The sequence below is a fragment of the Bdellovibrio bacteriovorus genome (genome assembly GCF_001592735.1).
In the GTDB taxonomy this organism is placed as follows: Bacteria; Bdellovibrionota; Bdellovibrionia; order Bdellovibrionales; family Bdellovibrionaceae; genus Bdellovibrio; species Bdellovibrio bacteriovorus_D.
The window spans coordinates 1758639-1781172 of sequence record NZ_LUKE01000001.1 but is presented as its reverse complement, the minus strand read 5'-3'; the positions used below and the strand labels follow the sequence as shown (position 1 = coordinate 1781172).

Genomic DNA, 22534 nt, shown 5'->3' with positions numbered 1-22534 from the left:
AATCAACTTCGCAACACTCCTCGCAAATAAATCCGCAAGGATCACAGACAAGATAATTCTTCTTCCTCTTTCGAGTTGTGTTACGCTCGCATATATAAGGACTTCATCTAGAAAATGCAAAAAAAGAAACTCCTGAACGGCACTATCAAACGACACCCTGACGGCTTCGGATTTTTTATCCCAGAAAAAATGGATCATCCTGACGTCTATATTCCTCGCAACTCGATGGAAGGCATCATGACCAATGATAAAGTCATGATTGAAGTCTTTCCGGAAAAAGGTGGCGAACGCTTTCGCGGCGAAATTATCAAAGTTCTTGAAAGGGGCACTCGCACCGTTGTCGGCCGCTTCTTTAAGATGAACGAACACACCGGCCTTATTCGCGACGAAGGAAAAGGCTGGGGGCAAGATCTTAAGATCAAAACCGAAGACTCGATGAACGCCAAAGACAAAGAATTGGTGGCCGCGCAAATCCTATCCTATCCCGACGAAGGAAAATCTTTTTCAGGCAAGGTCACCGAAATCATCGGCGATGCTTTAGATCCTTTAACGGACATCAAGCGCGTCATCCGATCTAATAATATTCCTTTAGAGTTTTCAAAAGCAGCGCTTGATGAGGCTGCGCACTTTACTGAAACGCCTGACGAAAAAGACTTTAAGGGACGTAAAGACTTGCGCGACATGTCTCTTATCACCATTGACGGGGCGACCGCGAAAGACTTTGACGACGCCGTTTATGTTGAAACGACAGATGAAGGCTTCTTATTATATGTCGCAATTGCTGACGTCAGCCACTATGTTCGTGTGGGCTCTGCGATTGATCGGGATGCTTACGAGCGCGGAACATCGGTGTATTTCCCTAATTATGTCGTTCCGATGCTGCCGGAGGTTTTGAGTAATGGCCTGTGCTCATTAAATCCTCATGTTCCCCGCCTTTGTTTGGTGGCGGAAATGCTTTTTGATTATACCGGCGAAATGAAACGCTCTGATTTCTATGAAGCCGTGATGGAAAGTAAAGCACGCGTCACTTACGGCGAGGCCCAAGAGGTGATCGACGGCAATGACGTTCCTAAATTTGCGCATGTGAAAGATGCCATCCTTCGTTTATCAGATTTAGCTAAGATCCTGATGGCGAAACGCTTTAAGGAAGGCTCTTTGGATCTCGAAATCCCCGATACGGAACTTGTTATCGATGGCGCCGGTGTTCCCGTGGACATCCAAAGATCAGAACGACTTTTCTCTCACCGTTTGATTGAAGAAATGATGTTGGCGGCCAATGTTGCCGTGGCAAAGTTCCTTCATGGCAAAAATATCCCCGCACTTTATCGTATCCATGAACCGCCAAACGAACAGGCCATCCGTATTTTAGAAAAATATTTGGCTAACTTTGGTGGGACCACCAAACTCAACCAAGGCAAACTGCAAAAGCGTTTAACCAAAGCTTTGGAAGAGTTTGAAGGAAGGCCCGAAGCGCAAATCTTAAATATCTTAACTTTAAGATCTATGAGTCAGGCCAAATACAGCATGAACAACGTCGGTCACTTTGGTTTGGGTTTTGAGTACTACACTCATTTCACCTCACCCATTCGCCGTTACCCGGATTTAATCGTGCATCGCCTGATTAAAACTCAAGTGATGAAAAATTCGCAGTACCGTCTTATGACTGAAGACGATCTTTCTTCCGCGGGAACTATTTTATCCGCAGCAGAGCAAAGATCCGTTAAAGCCGAACGCCAAGTTCAATCCATAAAAAAAGCCCGATTTGCCCAACGTTTTGTGGGTCAAGAATTTGAAGGCATGATCAGTTCTGTGGCTAAGTTTGGTATTTTCGTTTTATTGCGCGAATACGACATCGATGGCTTGGTTCGCGTGGATGATTTGGGCAAAGAATACTTTGAATACGATGAAGAAAATCTGCGTCTGGTCGCTAAACGTTCAGGATTCACTTATGCCATCGGGGACACAGTTAAAATCCAAATCGTCGCCGCTGATCCTGAGCTAGGACAAATCAACTTTGCCTTAGCCGGCGCAGACCTTGAAAAAGGGATGGACGAAGATGAGGACGATAAGACCACATCGGCGCAAAGAAATGCCGAAAGATATTTAAAGAAACTGCATTCAAAAGGTAAGAAATCACGCGAAGAAGAAGAGATCTTGGAAGATCGTCGTCGCGGTGGTGATCGCCGTAAAGGTGGACGTCGTGAAGACGATCGCAAAGATAAAGGTCCAAAACGATTTGAAAAACGGGAACCACCAAAAATGGCTCCGGGACAGAAATCAAAATTCTTCCATGACTCTCGCAAAGAAGAAAAAGGTCAGTTCGAAAAACAGCAGAAGGCAGAAAAGCACCGTTTAAGACCCGAGCCACGACAAGACAGTCAAGGCCCTGATAAAAAGTTGCTGGAAATGATCCTAGGACCCGACCGTTATCGTCAAGAAACGGGCGAAACCTCTTCGAAGGACAAGCCAAAATTAAGTAAGAAATTGATGTTTGCCGAAACTTCGAAACTCCGGGATAATGACGACAATTCGGAGAGAAACAGTGACAGCCTTAAAGACCGGGACTCAGATAGGCAAAACGCTAAAAAACGCGGCAAGACTGCGAACAATCGTGGGAGTGTTCGCAAGGCACGGGTTTCATCAAATCGCGGAAAAGGTAAAGCTCGGTAGATTCATCATCGAGCGCCTAAATTCCAGCGACGAGATCGAAAAACTTTCGATGCCCGTCCGATTGCGCATGAGTTTTGAGGAATTGGGACCGACGTTTGTTAAACTAGGTCAAGTTCTTGCGACCCGCCCCGATTTAGTTCCTGAAGAATACATCAACGAATTCGAAAAGCTGCACGATCGCGTGCAGCCGCTTCCATTTAATATTATCGAAGAAGTTTTACGTGAAGAATACGGAAACTCTCTTTATCAAAAATTTGAAAGTATTGATGCTGAACCCTTAGGATCTGCAAGTATCGCGCAAGTTCATAAGGCCCAGCTTAAGACCGGCGAACACGTCGTTATTAAGGTTCAACGCCCAGGGATTATCCAAAAGATCAACGACGATCTGAACGTGCTTTATCTTTTGGCGGAGTTAATTGAAACCTATATCCCGGAAAGTCATCCTTACAACCCTCGCGGCATTGTGGATGAATACTTCCGTACCTTGGAATTCGAAACAAACTTTGTCGTTGAGGCCAATAACATCCGCCGCTTTCAAGAAAACTTTAAAGCTGACGAACATATCGTGATTCCGCAGATGTACATGCAACACACGACGGAAAGAGTCCTGGTCATGGAAGCCTTGCCAGGCATCCCGTTAAGCCAAGAGGGAGCTCTTCGCCAAGAGGGCATTAACACCGACGAAGTAATTCGTTTGGGATTAAAAGCCTATCTGAAAATGGTTTTTGACGACGGCATTTTCCACGGCGATCTGCACGCGGGGAATTTTTTTATATTGCCGCACAATAAGATCGGGCTGATTGATTTCGGCGTTGTGGGCCGTTTAAACACACGCACCCAGGCCGCCATTGCCAATATGCTTTTGGCAATGTCGAAAGAAGACTATGAACGCCTGGCTTACGAGTACGTCGATTTAGCGCCGTTCACGGACCGTGTGAATATTGATGTTTTCGCCAAAGATTTACGGGAGCTGATTGCCCCCTATTTTGGGTTGACCTTAAGAAATGTGAACTTAGGCAAAGTCTTAATGAAGTCCGCCGGGATTGCGGCTCGCCATCATCTGCAGGTTCCTCCGGATTTAATGCTGTTCTTTAAATCCATTATTTCCATTGAAGGCATGGGTCGTAAGATCAATCCGGATTTTGACGTTTTAAAATACTCCCTGCAGTTTGCAGAAGACATCGCCAAAACTCACTTCGGTCCGCAGCGCATGATGAATGACATGACGCAAATGGCGCGCGAATCAAAAATGTTTTTAAATGCGCTTCCTCGTCAGCTGAATTTCTTTTTACGCAAGATCAACAGTCCTAATCACGCGTTTCGTTTAAAGTTAAACGAGGTCACAGATCTGAAGCGTTCTGTCGAGAGTTCAGCCAACTTGTTATTCTTGGGTTTGATTATCGGATCTTTGATTTTAAGCTCGTCCTTTATTTTTGTTCATCCGACGGAAAATCACGTCATGGGTATGCCGACAATGAGCTTTATAGGTTATGGCATCGCCCTGCTTGTAAGTATGATTGCTTTTATTAACTATATTCGAAAACCGTAGGCGGATTTATGCAGCAAATTTATTATGAAATGAGCGTTCTTGCTAAAGCCATCCATTTTAAAAATCTTTCGGCGGCAGCATTGCACGTGGGGCTGAGTCAGCCTCAACTTTCGCGAATTATCGCACGCATCGAAGATGACTTAAAGATTGTATTATTAGATCGTTCCGCAAAACGTAAATCAGGTTGGACCCCCGTGGCGTTTCAACTGTCTGAGATTTTTGAAAAATCTATTCGTCGTTTAGAAACCGAACTTCAGGGCATCAGCAACAATCAAGTGGTGGGCGAACTGCACATTGGAACACTGGAAGGTCTTTCAGATTTTGCATTAAACACCACGCGCCTTTGTTTTGAAGAAGTCGGTGTAAAGAAAATCACTTTGGATATTTTTGATCTGAATGAACTCGAAGCCAACTTTATGTCGGGCAACTTGGATTTGATCTTTACTTCTAAATCCCCGGGCCGTCAGAAGTTTAAATACTTGGCAGAGCTGGGATTCCAAAAACTAGAGGAGATCAACTCTTCTAAAGACTTTGCGGTTTTAAGTACTTTTGAATACGGCAGAGCGAATAAAAAAGAACTAGAGTCTTTTCCGCACCTTTTTGTTTCTAACTCTTTGTCAATTCGCCGTGGCTGGTTAGAAAAAAATGGGGGCACCGGACATCTACCGACCGAAGCCAAACGCGGTCGCGCGAAAGACGCTGAGCCGGTCTTATTAATCGGTTCAGAGCTTTTAAATCCTGTTTTATGGACGAATATCACTTCAGCTTTAGACGTTTAGTTTAACTGGTTCAATGAGTCTGCCACTTCGGCAGATTCGTTGATCACGCGTTGGCTGATCGCCATATCGGCATCAAAATAACCAAAGGCACGGATGATTCGAGTGTTCGCGACGCCAGGGCTTTTGTTTTCAAGATTATATCTAAGATTTTTGTAAATATCGGCATTCCAAATCTGGTCCACTTTTAGGTTCGGTCTTTGGTTTAAAACCCAGTGAATAGCGGGTTGAGCCACGTGACAGCTGGCACAATCCATATTTTCAGGATTGAATGCCTTGGGATTTTCCATGCGATAAGCCGCACGGGATTCATTACGAATAGTTTCTTCGTGGCGCTCCTCCAAAAGGTCAGATCCCAGCACCAGCGTATTGATCACGTCACTGCCTTGCGGAAGAGGATTGATGCCGCCGTTAGAAAACTTGTCCGGGGGATACGCCAGATTAATAAATGTTTGGGATTTCTTTCCCTCAAGACGCGGAATTTCTAACACTTGTAAGTCATCACCGACGACCTCATATCCTGCGAAAGTCCACATCAAACCGCCGCGACGTAAAAGCATGGCTGTCACACGGGATAGGTTTTCTTTGCCGGCGTACTTTAACACGATTTGATGAAACGCTGCCAGCGGAGGACTTTGCGTGCCAAGATCTTGCCATGCCGGATGAACTTGCAAAGGAAGATATTCCGTTTGCACGGAGTAATTCTTTTTCCAAACGGCGATGTCGGTTAATAGCGCATTAAATTCTTTATCTGTCAGAATGTAAAAACTGTGCAAAGCCGCATCGACAGCTCGGATATTTCCATCAAAATCTTTTTCGATCGGCTGCCACACAATGCGAAGTTGCCGTTGGCAAGATTGCGGGGTTGGCAACGGAAAGCAGGGGTCAATACGAACGCCAAAAACGCGCAGAACCTGTTTAGCACTTTCTTTATTGATGTTCGGGCTTAAAAAAGGAATCTGATCGATTAAAATACCGGGGATGAGGTCCCCACCTCGTCCTTTTGCTGAAATTTTAAGCAAACCCGTGTCTTGCATGGTTTGGGGCAAAGGCATCAAATAAGAAACGTCGTTAAGATCCCAAGCCGCCTGAGTTTTCAGAGCAAAAAGGCATAAAAAAAGAGCGATGATTTTCATTCGCTCTAGGTGCCTTTTTGGCTTTCACAATTCAATGATTTTTTATTAATCCTGCTGGCTAGACCCTTAGTGAAAACTTGTTGAAAATAGAAAAAGGTCCCTTTTTTAAGGGGACCTTTTAGTAACAACGTACTACTTAAAAATTAACCTAATAATTTCAAAGCCAATTGTTGTGACTGGTTGGCTTGGCCTAGGACCGACACACCTGCTTGCAACAAGATGTTATTTCTTGTCATTTCAGATGTCTCTGCAGCGACGTCAGTATCTCTGATTCGAGAGTTCGCGGCTGACAAGTTTTCGTCGGCGATCAACAAGTTATTTGATGTTGATACTAGACGATTTTGTAGCGCACCGAAGTTTGCTCTAATCGCATTTACTGAAGTCAAAGCCTGATCGATCGTTGTCAGTGACAACTGTGCTCCCTCTTTCGATCCCACTGTTTCGGCCGTCAATCCCAAAGCCTCTAGTGAAGAATTCGCCGCACCCGCATTAAAGCTGATACGATCTTGGAAAGGGTCGTTGTTTACGCCGACCTGGATATCGATCATTCCGCCAGTACCGTTAAGTAAATCGTAACCGTTAAATTTCGTCGACTCCGTTACACGTTGAATCTCTGATTTTAACTGTTGATACTCAACATCCAAAAATTTTCTTTCAGTTTCACCAATCGTATCGGAAGCGGCTTGAACACCCAACTCTCTTAAACGAATAAGCATGTTGGAAACTTCATTCAAACTTCCCTCAGCGACTTGAACAAGAGAGATACCATCGTTGGCATTTCTATTTGCTTGTCTCATCCCTCTAATTTGACCTTTGAGGTTTTCGCTGATCGCAAGTCCGGCGGCATCATCAGCTGCTTGATTGATTCTTTGTCCAGAAGCCAATCGTGCCATCGAACGGTCTGCATTAATGCGTGTCATGTATAGATTCTTTTGTGCATTCAACGCCGACACGTTTGTACCAATTCTTAATCCCATTCTATCCTCCCTGCATATTTCCCTCTTCTTCCGTGAAAACTGCCATCCATTGGCATAAGGCGCGATCCGTGCACCTGTTAATTAATAAACTGGAACTTGCGATACAAAGTTCCTATTTTCTTTTCGGAAAAAATGCCCACATTTTTGAGTCCAGATTTTCCATTTTTTTTTAATTTTTAAAATTATTTTTTAGAAGAAATTTTTCTTTGCGCGAAGATGTGCGCACAGAAACATTTAAGCGAAAAAGAGAGAGCTCTTTTTCTAAAAGAAGACTTATCCGTCGACAAAAATACGTCGTCACCAGTCACAAAATTTCAAAACTTGAAGATCAATGTCTTCACCTAACAACCCTCTAGGGGCCTCACAAATATCAAACCAAAATCGCGGTCAATTCCCTGTCTCTTTTTTCCTTTTGAAAAAGAATCCCGCCGTCAAAGCGACGGGATTCAACGCAGGAAACAGATTCTATAGGGTCAACGCTCACGTAGAGCCTCGGGTTCACTTGAGGGTGATCTTGAAGATTTTTAATCAAGATCGGGAACCAAAGTCATTTCATTCAACCGACTCCAGCGGTGCTGGAGTTATTCGGCTTAAGAGAACGACTTGTTCAAGAGTCCTAGGGCTACGTTCGCTTGTTGGTTCGCTTGTGCTAGTACACTAGTACCCGCTTGCAACAAGATATTATTTCTAGTCATTTCAGATGTCTCTTCAGCGACGTCTACATCTCTGATACGAGAGTTCGCGGCTGACATGTTCTCAACTGACACTTGGATGTTTGATACAGTCGATTGAAGACGATTTTGGATCGCACCGAAGTCGGCGCGCATCGCAGAAACGCTCACGATCGCTTGGTCAATCGCTGCTAAGGCATTTTGTGCCGAAGCTTTATCCGCAACTGATGTCAAGTTCACTCCCAATGCTGCAGAGTTTGCGTCTGCTTTAGAAGCATCAAAAGAGATACGGTCAATTTCAGGATTATTTCTAGTTCCAACTTGGAAATCCAAGATAGATCCGACACCTGCTAGAAGTTGAGTTCCGTTGAACTCTGTACCTTCTGAGATACGGTCGATCTCTGATACCAGTTGATCGTACTCTACATTCAGGAACTGACGCTCTGTCGGTCCGACAGTGTCAGAAGCTGCTTGTACAGACAACTCTCTGAGACGGATTAAGATCGAAGAGATCTCATTCATTGAACCCTCTGCCACTTGGACTAGAGAGATACCGTCTTGCGCATTTCGTGATGCTTGCTTTAGACCGCGAACTTGAGCTTTTAAGTTCTCAGAGATCGCTAGACCTGCGGCATCGTCACCGGCGCGGTTGATGCGGAATCCAGACGCGAGTTTTTCCATACTCTTGTCTAGACCAATCTTCGTTCCCCACAGAACTCTCTGTGCGTTCAACGAAGCTGTGTTCGTGTTAATTCTTAACCCCATAATTCCTCCTCCTTGAAGATTTCCAGAGTTTCGATCCTTGAAACTCCGTCAAGCCATCATGGCCTGATATGGTGTTGCTTAATGTACTGATCGGCTCGTTGTGAGATTCCTAAAGTGATACGTCTCAATTTTTTACATTTCTGGGCTAAAGGCGGGCAAATCAGGCCTCAAAACCCCTTAAATCGCTTATAAGACGACTCAGATAGTCGCTCCCCGATTGACAAGCCTGCTGCCAAAGGCGAAAACGGGGAAATCCTAGGGGAAATTCATGGAAATTCGCGATCCCGTACATGGTTCTGTCTATTATTCTGATGCTGAAGTGGCGATCTTAGATACGCCTGAGTTTCAACGTCTGCGCGCGATCAAACAATTAGGTTATGCGGAGTTTTCTTTCCCGGGGGCGACTCACAATAGATACTTACACTCTGTGGGCGTTTGCCATCTTGCCGGTGTGGCGTTTGATTCTATTTTCAAAGTTTATCCATTTAGCAAACCTTCAGTGAAAACGCGTTTTCGCCAAGTCTTGCGCTTAGGATCATTGCTTCACGATGTGGGTCACGGTCCATTAAGTCACACCACTGAACAAGTGATGCCTCATTTGTCAGAACTGGATATCAAGTTATATAAAGAGCAAGAAAAGTTCGGTGAAGAAGCGCACACGGTGATGAATCACAATCGTCGCGCGAATCACGAAGACTATACGATTAAGTATGTCACTGATTCCAATATTGCCGAGACCATTTTAAGTCAGTTCCCAGATATTTTACCTATTCATGTTGCATGTTTGATTGATAAAGCCCTGCACTGCCCGGATGACTTCTTTATTGACGGGGGTGTCGACTTCCGCCCTATCCTTTCACAGCTGGTTTCAAGTGAACTGGACGTGGATCGCATGGATTACTTAGAACGCGACAGTTATTTCTGTGGAACCAATTACGGTAAGATCGATCTTGCATGGTTGATGCAAAATCTAACCTTCCATCGCCGTGAAAATAAAATGTATTTGGCTTTAAACCGCCGTGCGCTTTATTCATTCGACGACTTTTTGATTTCACGCCACCACATGCATTTGATGGTTTATTCGCATCACAAAAGCATTATTTACGAAGAAATGCTGAATCGTTATCTGACTTCGCCTGACTGTACTTTCGTTTTACCTGGCGATATCAAAGAGTACTCTAAGTACAACGACTATCGCCTGCATGAGCACTTGACCCAAGCGGACAACTCTTGGGCGCAAAGAATTGCCCAAAGAAAACCATTTAAAGTTTTAATCGAACAGCACAACACCCACGAATCGGATCAGCCCGAAAAAATTAAAAAAGCGATCGAAGCTGATGGCATTGAAGTGATTCACACGAGCTCTAAAGCTCGTTTGTCGAAATATCACACGGCTTCACCTGAAGAGCGTGCTTTGCAGATTTACGTGGTTGATCAATACGACCGCTGGGCAAAACCTGCCCCGATCAATCAAACGACCGAAATTTTTCAACGTTATGAAGGGGCGCGTATTATTGATCGTATTTACGTGGCGCCGGAAAATATGGCGCAGGCCGATTCTATTTTAAAGAGTTTGAAGTTTTAAGCGCCCCTTGCCGCGCAGAGTGCATATCCGGAGGAGTCAAAGAAAATGGACTACTTGGGAAGCTTTAACTTCCTTCCCACCTTTTTAGATTTTTCCAAATGATCTTCAGCGATGTGCCCATCTAGAGTTGCTCGCAATTCTTTGCTCCCATAGAGTCTTTGGGCTTTTTTAGATTTTAATTTCGATAAGGCATTAACATAGATATCATGCGAATCACATAACCAATAGGCGGGCACTATATATTTAGCAGTTTGTTTAGAGTCTAACTTGCGCTGACAATCATATTCTGGCAGTGCTTTTTTAAAGTAATCTACAAAACTGTCACAGCTCTTTTTTTCTCCACTTTCACAAGCATAGAGGCTCTCAGAAAGTTCTACGCATATTGTGGGAGCCGGACAAGTTTTGTTAAACTCAGTCATCTCTTGGGGAGCAGTCTTCCCATGAGCATTTCCAGCAAACATCAATAGAATAGCCAAAGCGAATTTCATTTTCACTCCCCACCCAGGTCTGTAAATACAGAATATGGCCTAAGCTTCAATTAAATCAACGACTGAAAAAGCTAAACCATACTCTCGGTCGCCTTCTCTGAACTTTAATGACCGCGAAACGGTCAGATAACCAGCTACTGAAGCGGAATTTTCAAAAACGAATCATCGTCGTGAAAACAGTAAAGGCTTCCCATAGTATGTTTGAAAGATTTCGAGTCATCAGACTCAACCAAAAGATAGCTGTAGCACTCTCTTCCGCTGACAAGTCTAATGCTTTGGATGTAGTTCCATCCTGACTGTTCAACGCTGAGAAAGTCATTTGTCGCAGAATAAAGTCTAACTGGCCCAACAGCTTTTAGTGGGGGCATTTGCGGATTCGTCCTCTGAAGAATATTTTGATAGTTAACTCGCGAAAACACTTGCTTGGCATATTCCAATGAGGCTTCCGATTTACGAATGTTTTTTAGACCAAAAGTGCCGCAACCACCTAAGACAATAAAGAAAAGAAGAATCGATGCTCTCATGCACTTAGATTAAACAGCCCTGACTGCTCGATCAACATAGGAAAACCTTTTAACCCACCGCAAATTCAAGATGGATGAGCTTTTTAGCACAACCAAAGCAATATGACTCCATGCAGAACCGCTGCGGTGGTGAAAACTCCTATCTCAATATGAGACACGATCTTTTGGGCCTGCCCTTGCATTCTTCTTGGATGAATCGGTCTTTTGACTACGGCGTAAATTATAGCGCATGATCACTGTTGGCAGTTTGATCAAGTCGTCGCGAAAAATGGCAACGCCGTAAAAACCGATCTATTGAAAGGCATGCTCATGAAAGCACGATCTGTTTTATCACTAGTCGCATTCACTATGGCTTTCCAACCCATGGCTTATGCCCAAAAAGCTCCACTGCCAGACGCCGCAAAGATTATCGGCGCGGGAGCCTTCGTACCGATGCAAGCCAAACAGCTCGCAAATCCCAACGCCATTTACCTAAATCATAAGCTTATGGCCGAACAAGGTCTTGATCTGCAAAAAGTTTTAGAGATGACCGCTTTTGCCGCCCCGGTTTCAGGGGAAACAGCCGGTGGATATACGAATAAAACAAAGACTGTCTATGCCGATGGGTATGGCGGTATTGGATTAAATGGAAACGAAGGCAACGGACGTACTTTCACCGTGGATTCGATGTGGGAAAATAAAGGTGGAGGTATCACACCTTTTGTTGCCGCGACATCCGAAGCCAGCCATCGCAACGGAGCCTCGTTATTGCCTGAAGGAATTCATGAGGCCATTTGGTCCAACCTTTTAGCTGATGAGTTGCCTCGAGGGGCCCATCGCGTTTTAGCGATCATCGCCACCGGCACCCGAGTTGGTGGTCCCGACGGTGAACCTCGCGTACTTATCGTTCGTGAAGCCCCGATTCGCCCTGCTCACTTTGTCGTGAATGAAAATGGACAAAAGCGCGGCACTGAACGCGAAAAAAATCGCATCAGTGATGCTATGAAACATATTACCAATGCTTTGCCTCAACCTAAAAATTCCACCGCACGAACGGAAGCTGAGCGTTTCCGCTCAGGGATCTTTGAAATGATCGATCGCCAAGCGCAAATGCATTCTTACGGTTGGGCACACAGTCTTTTCCACGGCGGAACCAGCCCGTCAAATGCAGGTATGGATGGTCGCGCCTTGGACTTTGGAACTTATCAAGCCTTAGACGGTTACCAAAAAATCCGTGTTATTCATGATGATGGGTTTAATGGCGAAACAAAGGTATATAAAACAGATCTTTTAAAGGACATGCGTGACAGTTTGGTTAAAACGTTACCACCAGAATTGGCTCGCGCCATGCCTTCAGAGCAAGAATGGTTTGAGAGATTTGATCAAACGTTCGAGCGCACGCAGCTGCTAGAAATGTTGCGCCTAGCCGGCTCATTTAACGAAACGACTTCGGCTTTATTAAATACTCATGAAGGTTTGCAGTTAGCCAAGCTAGTTAAGTCCATGGCGGAAGCTGGCAATGAGAAGGAAATTGAGAAGTGGAAACTTCCTGGGTTTGCAGAAGATTATTTTAAACAAGGAACTTACAGTCTTGAAAAAGTCATGACAGCATTAGCAGAGTTGAACTTAAGTGCACCCGCCGACACCGCAAAACTGATGGCCTTGGTGCCAGACTCCGCTTTAAGGGCGCAGCTTATTGAGTGGTATGTGCGAACTTTCCGTATGCAACAAGATATGCTAGCGCAAGTAGGCATTTCAGGCCAAGCCGAGGGAAAATATCGTTTAGAAGCCGCGAAGATTCGTAACAAAAAGATGACGGAACTTTTTTCTACGGTAGATAACGAAAAGAAAATTTGGGCCGTAAACGACGAATTTAAAGAAAAAGGCGGTAAAATCAGCTCAGTTCAAACTTTGATTGATTCAACTATTGAACAAAGCCGTCGTGATTTCCATGATGCCAAACCTTACACCTTGGTGATCAGCGAACGCCGCGTGAATGGTAAGTATGAGCGCACCGTGTTTGATGCTAAGCTTGGCAAGACGATGAAAGTCCAAGCACCGATAAAAGTTTTAAATGACTCTGTCCACGGAGGCTCTTGCCGATCCGTGTTTGCTGGTTAGTTGGACCGGCGGAATCGCCGGTCATTCTTTTTAATCAATAGATATATAAGTTTCGACTTCGGAGGCAGTACCACATTTAAGCTAGTTTTCGTACCATGCGGGTTTACTTTCCATGTGCTCGTAAAACGTATTTCTCACTCCCGGATCGTCATCTAAACAGTTGGCCGCCAAGGGGAAGCTTTTCTCTTGCGAAAGAATCTCTCCCAAGGACGTCCCACACCGGGAACAGAAATTTCTTACGTATGTAAATGGTGGCTCCGGGCGATACGACGCTACCAGCTCTTTTCCTTGAATCCATTTAATGTCTTCGGATTGAACAAAGACCATGAGGCTTGCTCCGGCCTTTCTGCACCTTGAACAGTAACAAGTTCCCATTGAACTGGGATTTTTATTTAATTCAAATTGGATACTTCCACAGCAACAGCTTCCACGAATCATGGGCTTCTCCTATCTACGGGAAAGTTTACACCTTGACACCAATGTCAAGGTCAATAGGATTAAGCCATGAAAATCAACGAATTCGCAAAATTCTGTGGAACTTCTGCAAGAAGCCTTCGCCATTATGAGAAGTTGGGACTTATCGTTCCTTTGAGAAATTCAAATGGATATCGGGAGTATAACAAGTCTCAGGCCGATACGATTGAACAGATTCAATGGTTATTGAAAGCTCGTCTGAGTTTAAAAAAAATTAAGTTCATTGTTCCTTGCACTCTGCAAGAGACTAAGATTTTGATGTGTCATGATCTAAAAAGCCTATTTGAGGACGAGCTTCGAAGAATAGATGAGGAAATCGAAGCCTTGAAGGAGAGCAGGCGTCTTTTAGATAAGACGTTAAAAAACAGTGTACTTGTAAATTAAATCTTTTTTGAAAACCAGGCGCACATAAAGAGCGCCTGGAAAAAACGAACGGGCCTATCAAAGCCCCCCGCTTGCACCACCGACTGAATCTGCTCATCACTGGACACTGCCAATTGCGTATTCCAAGCTTCACGTAAAAGCACACCCTCCGCGGGCGCTAAGTTCTGAGCCCGCAACCAGACATCGAACATTCTGTCAAACTCTTCGCATAGTGCCGGTGTGGTCAGTTCTGAATTGATTAATATCCCACCAGGACGTAGGCGCTTAGCAATCTCTTTAAAGAAATCTTCGCGTTCTGTTTTGACTGTCAAAAATTGCGAAACAAACAAAGTCGTAGCGGCATCATATAAATCCGCTGACACATGCGTGTGCAGGAAGTCTTCGTGAAAGTCACAGCGATCGCTGATTCCTGCTGCTTTCATTTTTTCGCGAGCCACTTTTAACATCGGTCCAGAGGGTTCCACCAATGTAAATGTCCATTGAGGAAAATGTTCAGCTAAAAATAAAACTTCCGCCCCTGTCCCAGCGCCCACGCACAAAATGCGGGCCTTGGCCGGAAGATTTCCTAAGACGATACGAATTAAAAAATGAAGAGAGTTCGCGACGGGCGCAAGCTTATTCCAACGCTCGTCGTAACTTTTCGCTTGGGCTTCACCAAAAAATGTTAAAAGATCTGATTTTTCCATGCAGGCAGTATATCACTACCTTGCTGTATGATTATTTCTATTTTGGGACCGCATTGATACTTGCTAAGTATCAATTAAGACAACGAAATGACCTGACCGTTCACCGCCGCCCCATACTGGCTTACCAAGTACGTGACGGTGTTGGTGATTTTTTCAGGTTCGGTGATTCTTAAATGCGGTTGAACCAACCGCATTTTTTCAACGGCTTCTTTAATGGATTTCGCTTCGGGATATTGATTCAATATAAACTCTTCGGTCAACCCCAGCTTTAACACATTCACCGTGATGTTGTGTTCGGCGACTTGTTTTGACAAAGTGTGGGCAAAGGGAATCAATGCCCCCCGCGCACCGGCCACGATGGGATCTGGGTAAGACTCATTAAGCATGTACAAGATGCGTCCACGCTTACGATTTTTTAGAAAGTTCAAAACTCCGTGAGTAAGCATGACCGAACTTTTGAAGTTTTTTTGTACGTCCTCTTCAAGTTGTTCTAATGGTTGCCCGATTACAAATTTATTCGGACGATCATAAGTTTGCGCATCAATGAAAAGATCCACGCTGCCAAACGCATGCGCGGCATCACCAATTGCATTTTTAAAATCGTCTGCGGTTTGCATTGGCGATTTAATACCTAAGGCGCGACCAAATTTAGGATTCACTTCGCGGGAATCATTGATTTGATTACAAAAACGTTGGCTGCCGGCATTGTCAAAATCTAGCAGCACGACATCGGAACCAAGTTGGGTTAAACCCATCATCAGGTTTTGAACAGTGGAAGTAAAAGGCCCTACAATTAGAGCCGTGCGCTCTCTTAAGTTAAAATTTGCTTCCACTTTTCCCCCGACTACATTTTTTCAATAATAATTGCGATCCCTTGACCGCCACCAATACACGCTGAACCCAAGGCATACTTGCCACTGCGACGGTGCAGTTCATACACCAAGTGATTCATGATACGTGTTCCTGATGCTCCCAATGGATGGCCGACAGCGATCGCGCCGCCATTCACATTGGTTTTTTCAGGATTGAGTTTTAATTCTTTTTCAACAGCCAAGTACTGTGCGGCAAATGCTTCGTTCACTTCAACTAGATCCATTTGTTCTAGCTTTAATCCGGCTTTATCCAGTGCCATACGCGCGGCCCCTGCTGGGCCAATGCCCATGATCGTTGGATCACAACCCACAGAAGCATAACTCACGATGCGAGCCAAAGGCTTAAGACCTAACGATTTCGCTTTTGATTCACTCATTAAAAGTGAACAAGCCGCACCATCCACGATGCCTGAAGCCGTCGCCGCCGTGACCAAGCCCTCTTTTTTGAAAAGTGATTTTAATGTAGCTAATTTCTCTAAAGTTGAATCTGGCTTTGGATGTTCGTCTTTATCAACAACCACGGTACCTTTGCGGCCTTCAACCGTGACTGGCGTGATCTCTTCGGCAAAATAGCCTTTGTCTAAGGCCGCTTTAAAGCGTGTTTGTGTTTGGATCGCATACTTATCACACTGTTCACGCGTAATGCCGTATTTTTCACCCAGGTTTTCAGCAGTGATCGCCATCGGCATTTTTGCGTAAGCGTCAGTCAGGGCTGAAGTCATTAAGTCTTCAAGTTCAAAATTTCCCATACGCATTCCATCGAAACGAACTTTGCGTGCAACGTAGGGAATCTGTGACATCTGCTCAACACCACCAGCAAGAACGATTGAAGCGTCCCCGCAACGGATCATTTGCACAGCATCAACCCATGATTGAAAACCACTGCCACACAGGCGGTTAACACCCAAAGCGCCCACACCGACCGGTACACCTGACTTCAAACCCACATGTCGTGGAAGATAAGCAGCGTCGGCACCGGACTGAACAACGTTACCGATGATAACGTGATCTACTTTGTCCGCAGAGACTCCGGCTTGCTCAAGCGTTGCTTTGGCAGCAACGACTGTAAGCTCTGTTCCTGATACATCCTTAAGGGACCCACCAAATGCCCCAAATGGAGTTCTTTTTCCAGCGATAAATACGATATTTTCCATACCCAAAAGGGTATGCTTTCATCAGGGGATTCGTCACGACGCAAGTGGGAACTAGACTAGGATAAAATTAGAAGGACCAGCCAAGGCCTACCATGGATAAGCCTTCTTCTTTTGATACCTTGTGACTTACCACAAGGTCTTTGTTTTCTAGAACTTTTTCTTTAAATAAAATATCCGTACACGAGGCTTTTGCATCGTAATTCACTGACGCTTTTAACCAACCCGAATATTCTAATTTTGCTAAAGCCTGGAAGGCTTCAACACGGAATGAAAACTTATGACTGACTCCATTCGGGGTGCCCGCAGGAACCACGACATCGGTTTTTAGTTTTTCCTGAGTGCGCTCAGCCATCTGACCTAAAGCGGACGATTTAACAAATGAAGAATTAAACCACAAAGAAAAGCCCCGATCGGCAATACGACCAAAAACAGTGCCTTGGCTATCGCCTTCTTTTAAATCTAAAGGAATGACCTTGGCGACATCTTCCGAAGTGATTTTGGGTGTGACGTTGTCCACCGGGATAATAAGACGCTTGGTGGACTTCAAAGCCACCTTCGCAGGGCAAGTGCACGAAAAGCCAAATAGAATAAGAAAAGATAAAAGTCTTCTCATACCTTAGTACTATACAAAACCTGTTCCAACACTGAAAACCTGGGGCCGCATAAATACGACTTGAAATAGTATTAAAACAAAGTGGGCCTAAAGAAGTTTGACAGGGCTGAAAAGACCCTAAAATGGTGTCTATTTTCGTAACCCCCCGAAGTCAAAATGACCCCAAAGCTTCTCAAGATGAGACAAGCTAGCACCATCTTTGCAAAGCTGGATTCCGCGTAAGGTTTGAAAAATCGTGATCAGGAAAGAGGCTTGTGCTTACAGGAAGTTAGCTTAAGTGCCGCCGTCGTTACGAAATGGATAACTATAATATTTGCTAGTTTGACCAAAAGTTAAACATGAGTGGAGAACCCATGAGTATTAAGAACGTTCAACGATGTGCAGTAGCCCTGGTTGTGTCCATGGGTTTCGTACTTCCTCCGACTTCGGCCCATGCCCAATTGGCATCTAACGGAGTTTTGGCGGATCTATTTCCATCAAGCCCGGTCATGCCTAGCACGGGCGGGAATAGCGACAACAACAACGGTGGCAACGCCAATAATGGCCAAGGTGGGGACTCAACGGTAAAACCAATCCCCGGAGCCAATGGTAATAAAAATAATAATAACAACACGCGCCCCGGTACTCCGGTAACCATTAATAGTAATGGCAAGCTATCGATGAATGTGGCTAAGGTCAGCGCGGATTATCAATGTCCTGTTTTTGAAAATCGCCCTCATGCTGAATTGATCAGCGCCATCGACTTGATGATCAAAGAAGTCACCGTCGTTCCAGAGTGTTCGGGTGCTCCCTCAGCAAAAACGATTGAAGAAAATGGTAAAACTTTAAAAGAAAGTCTTGCTGCCATTCAAGCCGTTATGCAATCCCAGGATGCAGCGACTGTGAACCCAGCGCAAATTGAACAAACAATGACGTCCGCTTTGGGCGCCATTTCTAATCTTGGCAGCGTCATCAATAACAACGAATTTTTAAATTCAAAATGCGGTCGCCAATCAATGTCGACCGGTAAAGTGTTGTTAGCAGTGAATGACATCATCAATGGCTTTTCACCTTATGCTCTTTTTGCCGTTTCGATGAATGCCGCTTTAGCACCAGCATTACCATTTGTTATCGGTGGTGTCGTTGCCAGTGCGGGTATTTCAGCCGTTGCAAAAATGATTGATTCAAAAACTTTAGAAATGGACATCCCTGAACATCGTAAAGCGGTTCTTCAGAACACATGTCAATACACCAAAATAGCGGCTAAAGTTCGCTTCATGCAACTTGCTCAAAGTGGTCGTATTAAAACCATCACGCAAGAGCTTGAAAAAAGAATTGACCTTTATAAACAAGATTTCGGCGCTCCAAGCAACGAGTTAAGAAGCTTGTTAAACTATCGCGATTCTAAAAGTAAATACAACTTGGCCATCGAAAACCAATACAAAGCAGACCGTAATGATTTGTCTTCTGTTGAAACTCAAATGGGTAAAGACAGTGACGACTTGATGGTTTGTACGTTGGCGACAGAACTTGCGACATGGGCAAAGGACGGAAAAACCTTCCCGACTTCTGCATTTGCTAACTTAGAAGCTGCGGCTTCACAAAGCGAGCGCGCCGTGAAACTTCAATCCGCAAGTCTTAAAGCTTTAAATTTGACATCGATGAAACGCATTACCGATGCTTCAGCGAAAGCTTACGAAGATGAAGCATCGTTGAAAACATGTGCCCAAGCAGGTCGTTCATGGATTGCGGGTGTACGCCAAGCCATCACGATGACTTACGAGCTGACAAACAAATCACGAAATGAACTTGAAACTGAATTGTCCAGCCGCCCAGAGTACACTCGCTGGAAAGCTCAATTCAATCGCATCCAAACGGAAAGAGTCACTATCTCTCGCGTAGAAAAAGCGATGGAAGAGCTAGCAAAAGACACTTCAGTCATTGATCGTTCAGAACTTGATCAACGCATGAGAATTTTGAAATCAGGTCTTTTTGGTTCACGTAGTGCTTGGGGTTTTGGAAAACCTCCTGTATTGGCTTGGATCAACCACACTAAGAAAATTCACGATCAAGCGGTAGCCGCGCTAAGTACAGGCATGGCGACACTTCGTGATAGCGCTTACACATTGACTGCCATGGGTCGCGGTGGCGCAGTTAATTTCGGTACCGATGGTAAAATGCGTATCGATTACAACATCCAATACGACAGCTATACGGCCAGCCAAAACCTGGCGACCTTCAACAAATCTCAATTGCCAGTGGGTTCTCGTGAAAATGAAATTGCCTGCCAACAATTGGAATCCGCGTGGTTGGATTGGTCAGCATCATTGGATCACTTAGGTGCGATCCAACTTTTCTGTAACATGATTGATCCCGTTCTTGATCCGAAAATGGATTCAAGCGTCTTGGAAGCTTGCCGTGGTAATGTTGAATTGAATGGAACTGTCGTTTCTAAATCACTTGTTGACGGTGCCGTTTCTAAACTTGTTACTAAAGGTTTCCAAAAAGACGCTAAGCTTCTTAACGAAAAAATGGAAGAGCTTGAATGCCCACTTCCACCTGTATCCGTTATGAATGAATAGCCTTTAAGGCATAATGGTCACAAGGGCCGAGTTGAGGGCAGCCACTTCACCAATGGCTGCTCCACTTAAGCCCACCTGTGACGTTCGAATCACTAACTGAATTCCCGCCGTTAAATAATCCCGCAAGTCTGCTTGAGTCGTCGTTGCATTCACATTCAGAATAAAACTTTTTGCAGAGGCCATTTGCAGCAAATCCGCTTTTGATAATCCTGATGAACTCGCTAGTACCACCAGCTGAACTCCAGCTTGAGAAAGACTGATCAAATTATCTCTTGAGATGCGCGAGCCATCGACGTACAGAACGTATTTACCCGATCGAGCCATGTCTAAGAAATCAGTATAGGAATAGGCCGTCTTCGCCACGGAAATCCCGATTTGTATGTTAGGATTGGTCAGCAGATCTTGAGTTTCGACTTTTCCCACCAAACTGACTTGGTTTTGGCAATAGGTGACACGCGAAACCTTGGCGATCTCTTTGACATCGGCGGCGCTCATATTGGTTGAACTTAAATCACTAAGACATTCAGAAAATTGCGGAGGCAAAGCCGCCTGGGCCCACATTCCAAAGAACAAAAATAATATAGAAATTACGACGGCTTTCATAGGACCTCCCACACGTTTATCATCTTAAACTGTGAGGAGGAAAGATCCTTAAACTTTAGGGCTGTATTTCAACAAACTATTCATCAAGAATGAAATTGATAGGATCCACCGGTGTTCCGTTGATTCGGACCTCATAGTGCAGATGCGGACCCGTCGAACGGCCCGTGTTACCCACGGCACCCACGACATCCCACTTATTTACTCGCTGACCGACCTGAACATAGATCTGCGATAAATGGGCAAAACGAGTCGTCACACCATAACCATAATCAATCGAAATCAACTTACCGTAAGATTCATCATAACTGGCAAAAACGACGACTCCATCAGCGGGCGCATAAACTGGAGAGCCCGGGGCCGCTGCGATATCAAGACCGGCATGCAGAGCGGATTTTCCAGAAAATGGAGAAATACGATAACCGAAACGAGACGTGATCCATCCCTTTGCCGGTTTCATATTCGGGGTTGCATTCAACAAACTTTGACGTTCTGAAAGACTTTCCCACAAGTCGATAACACTTTGTTCTTTTAACTGAGTTTCCTTAACAGCCTTATCGATGCGCACCACAAGAGAGGCATAATCTTTATCCGTGGATTCGTTCGCCAGTTCTCCCACTTGATCATTAAGTGGCTTTTTGTTTGAAAAAACTTCGTCTTGCTCTTCTAAGACATCAGTTCCTTCACGCGCTTCCATTGGTTCGTATTCTTCTACTGGCTGTCCCGCTGAAGGTTTTGGCCCCATGGTCAGCTTACTGATACGATCATCCGCATCAACGTTGGTGATCAATTTTAACTTCGTGGTGAATGTTTTAACACGCTCTAAGGAATTTTCTAAGGCGCTGACTTTACTTTCAACCACTTGGAACTGCTTAATCAGCTGCGCATTTTCAGCTTTAAGACGTTTATTTTCCATGGCTTGAAGAAGAAGTCCGAAATAATCAACTAGACCCGCGGCAACAATCACTAAAACGATGGCTGCGACAAAAGAGGCGGCTTTAACCCAAGCTGCCGAGAGAACAATCTTACGGGTTTTTCCCGTCTGATTGCTCACTACAAAAAGCGTCACCTTTTTTTTGTCCAAATCGCAGTCCCTTACTTACTCGTGAAAATGCAACAGCATGACCGTTACATTATCGTCCCCACCATTGGCTAAAGCTTGTTCTACACACGCTTTGACTGCTTTGTCAGGTGGATTTTGATTTAAAATCTCAGAAATCACTTTGTCTTCGACTAAACTTGAAAGTCCATCCGAACAAAGCAGATAAATTTCGCCCGGAAAAATTTCTCTTTCAATCACATCAGGATAAACATCGCGTTCATATCCCACGCTTCGCGTGATGACATTTCGCCCCACAAATTGACGAACTTGTTCCTCGCTCATGACACCAGCGCGCAATTGTTCGTTTAGCAACGAATGGTCTTCAGTAATTTGCCACAAGTTGGGTTTCTTAAATAAATAACAGCGCGAATCTCCAACATTACCAACATAAAGATACTTTCCGCGGATGTGAGCCATAACCATTGTTGTGCCCATGCCGGCGAGCTCGGGTCTTTCGTTGGCGGCCTTATCAAAAATTCGGCGTGAAGCTTCTTCGTAAGAATGCAAAATCAATTCTCGAGGAGATTTCTTAGGAGATTCAGGTTGCAGCATGATCTCTTCCACCGTTTCCACGGCCATGCTGGAAGCGACTTCCCCGCCTGAATGTCCACCCATGCCGTCGGCAACGATGAACAATCCCAAGTCCTTGTTAATTAAACAAGAATCTTGATTTGATTCACGCCTAAGGCCCTTATCTGTCAGATACCAGGAGTCAAACTTCATAGATGGTTCATTCTCACCTATACCTGACAAAAGAGTCAAAGTCTGGTCCTAGACTTGTGTCGAATTCTGCGGACTAGTTTCACCCAGATCTCACGTTCGGGTGTCATAATACCGATAGAAAGGG

Annotated in this window: 20 protein-coding genes; 7 read left to right on the top strand and 13 right to left on the bottom strand. The window is 44.7% G+C overall.

Going from position 1 to position 22534, the window contains the following annotated elements; translation table 11 throughout:
• Window positions 1-114 precede the first annotated feature (114 nt).
• From rnr to AZI86_RS08655, 3 genes are read left to right on the top strand one after another with little or no spacing between them, the layout of a single operon-like run.
• Window positions 115-2670, top strand: coding sequence for a ribonuclease R (rnr, locus tag AZI86_RS08665; RefSeq protein ID WP_061834651.1), 2556 nt, complete (start codon window positions 115-117; stop codon window positions 2668-2670).
• Window positions 2618-4219, top strand: a complete 1602-nt coding sequence (locus AZI86_RS08660; protein ID WP_253715835.1) for an ABC1 kinase family protein — start codon at window positions 2618-2620, stop codon at window positions 4217-4219. Before rnr ends, AZI86_RS08660 begins: the two co-directional genes overlap by 53 nt.
• Window positions 4220-4227: 8 nt before the next feature.
• Window positions 4228-4998, top strand: a complete 771-nt coding sequence (locus tag AZI86_RS08655) for a LysR family transcriptional regulator (RefSeq protein ID WP_061834650.1) — start codon at window positions 4228-4230, stop codon at window positions 4996-4998.
• Here AZI86_RS08655 and AZI86_RS08650 read toward each other — a convergent pair.
• The 3 genes from AZI86_RS08650 to AZI86_RS08640 form a co-directional block, all read right to left on the bottom strand.
• A complete protein-coding gene (locus tag AZI86_RS08650) occupies window positions 4995-6131 on the bottom strand; it encodes a hypothetical protein (protein WP_061834649.1) in 1137 nt (378 codons plus the stop codon). The two genes, AZI86_RS08655 and AZI86_RS08650, sit on opposite strands and share 4 nt — an antisense overlap.
• 143 nt (window positions 6132-6274) lie before the next feature.
• Complete coding sequence (locus AZI86_RS08645; protein ID WP_061834648.1) at window positions 6275-7108, bottom strand: flagellin; 834 nt, start codon at window positions 7106-7108, stop codon at window positions 6275-6277.
• A 590-nt stretch (window positions 7109-7698) separates the two neighbouring features.
• Entirely contained in the window at window positions 7699-8544 is an 846-nt protein-coding gene (locus tag AZI86_RS08640) for a flagellin (protein WP_061834647.1), read from the bottom strand.
• A 268-nt stretch (window positions 8545-8812) separates the two neighbouring features.
• Here AZI86_RS08640 and AZI86_RS08635 point away from each other — a divergent pair, with 268 nt between their 5' ends.
• Window positions 8813-10129: an HD domain-containing protein gene (locus AZI86_RS08635; protein WP_061834646.1), complete on the top strand. Its 1317-nt coding sequence runs from the start codon at window positions 8813-8815 to the stop codon at window positions 10127-10129.
• Between the two features lie 50 nt (window positions 10130-10179).
• On the opposite strand, the gene AZI86_RS08630 is transcribed toward AZI86_RS08635, so the two are convergent.
• Complete coding sequence (locus AZI86_RS08630; RefSeq protein WP_061834645.1) at window positions 10180-10617, bottom strand: hypothetical protein; 438 nt, start codon at window positions 10615-10617, stop codon at window positions 10180-10182.
• A gap of 134 nt (window positions 10618-10751) precedes the next feature.
• Window positions 10752-11141 (bottom strand): hypothetical protein, encoded by a 390-nt coding sequence (locus AZI86_RS08625; protein ID WP_061834644.1) that lies wholly within the window; start codon window positions 11139-11141, stop codon window positions 10752-10754.
• Window positions 11142-11450: 309 nt separating this feature from the next.
• Between AZI86_RS08625 and AZI86_RS08620 the strand changes: the two genes are divergently transcribed.
• Window positions 11451-13241, top strand: a complete 1791-nt coding sequence (locus AZI86_RS08620) for a protein adenylyltransferase SelO family protein (protein ID WP_061834643.1) — start codon at window positions 11451-11453, stop codon at window positions 13239-13241.
• An 81-nt stretch (window positions 13242-13322) separates the two neighbouring features.
• Here the strand turns inward: AZI86_RS08620 and AZI86_RS08615 are convergent, their stop codons facing one another.
• Window positions 13323-13679, bottom strand: a complete 357-nt coding sequence (locus AZI86_RS08615) for a GFA family protein (protein WP_061834642.1) — start codon at window positions 13677-13679, stop codon at window positions 13323-13325.
• A 66-nt stretch (window positions 13680-13745) separates the two neighbouring features.
• Here AZI86_RS08615 and AZI86_RS08610 point away from each other — a divergent pair, with 66 nt between their 5' ends.
• Complete coding sequence (locus AZI86_RS08610; RefSeq protein WP_061834641.1) at window positions 13746-14099, top strand: MerR family transcriptional regulator; 354 nt, start codon at window positions 13746-13748, stop codon at window positions 14097-14099.
• On the opposite strand, the gene AZI86_RS08605 is transcribed toward AZI86_RS08610, so the two are convergent.
• The 4 genes from AZI86_RS08605 to AZI86_RS08590 form a co-directional block, all read right to left on the bottom strand.
• Complete coding sequence (locus AZI86_RS08605; RefSeq protein WP_061834640.1) at window positions 14096-14785, bottom strand: class I SAM-dependent methyltransferase; 690 nt, start codon at window positions 14783-14785, stop codon at window positions 14096-14098. The genes AZI86_RS08610 and AZI86_RS08605 overlap by 4 nt on opposite strands.
• A gap of 74 nt (window positions 14786-14859) precedes the next feature.
• Complete coding sequence (locus tag AZI86_RS08600; RefSeq protein ID WP_061834639.1) at window positions 14860-15618, bottom strand: SDR family oxidoreductase; 759 nt, start codon at window positions 15616-15618, stop codon at window positions 14860-14862.
• A gap of 11 nt (window positions 15619-15629) precedes the next feature.
• Window positions 15630-16811 (bottom strand): acetyl-CoA C-acetyltransferase, encoded by a 1182-nt coding sequence (locus AZI86_RS08595; protein WP_061834638.1) that lies wholly within the window; start codon window positions 16809-16811, stop codon window positions 15630-15632.
• Between the two features lie 67 nt (window positions 16812-16878).
• On the bottom strand, window positions 16879-17424 hold the full coding sequence (locus AZI86_RS08590; protein ID WP_061834637.1) for a hypothetical protein: 546 nt from the start codon (window positions 17422-17424) through the stop codon (window positions 16879-16881).
• Between the two features lie 353 nt (window positions 17425-17777).
• Between AZI86_RS08590 and AZI86_RS08585 the strand changes: the two genes are divergently transcribed.
• On the top strand, window positions 17778-19985 hold the full coding sequence (locus AZI86_RS08585; RefSeq protein WP_253715833.1) for a hypothetical protein: 2208 nt from the start codon (window positions 17778-17780) through the stop codon (window positions 19983-19985).
• 3 nt (window positions 19986-19988) lie between these two features.
• Here AZI86_RS08585 and AZI86_RS08580 read toward each other — a convergent pair whose 3' ends face one another.
• The 3 genes from AZI86_RS08580 to AZI86_RS08570 all read right to left on the bottom strand — a co-directional run bounded on the left by AZI86_RS08580 (window position 19989) and on the right by AZI86_RS08570 (window position 22410).
• A complete protein-coding gene (locus AZI86_RS08580; protein ID WP_061834636.1) occupies window positions 19989-20588 on the bottom strand; it encodes a hypothetical protein in 600 nt (199 codons plus the stop codon).
• 76 nt (window positions 20589-20664) lie between these two features.
• On the bottom strand, window positions 20665-21654 hold the full coding sequence (locus AZI86_RS08575; protein ID WP_253715832.1) for a M23 family metallopeptidase: 990 nt from the start codon (window positions 21652-21654) through the stop codon (window positions 20665-20667).
• Window positions 21655-21684: 30 nt separating this feature from the next.
• Entirely contained in the window at window positions 21685-22410 is a 726-nt protein-coding gene (locus AZI86_RS08570) for a Stp1/IreP family PP2C-type Ser/Thr phosphatase (RefSeq protein WP_061834634.1), read from the bottom strand.
• Between the last annotated feature and the right edge of the window lie 124 nt (window positions 22411-22534).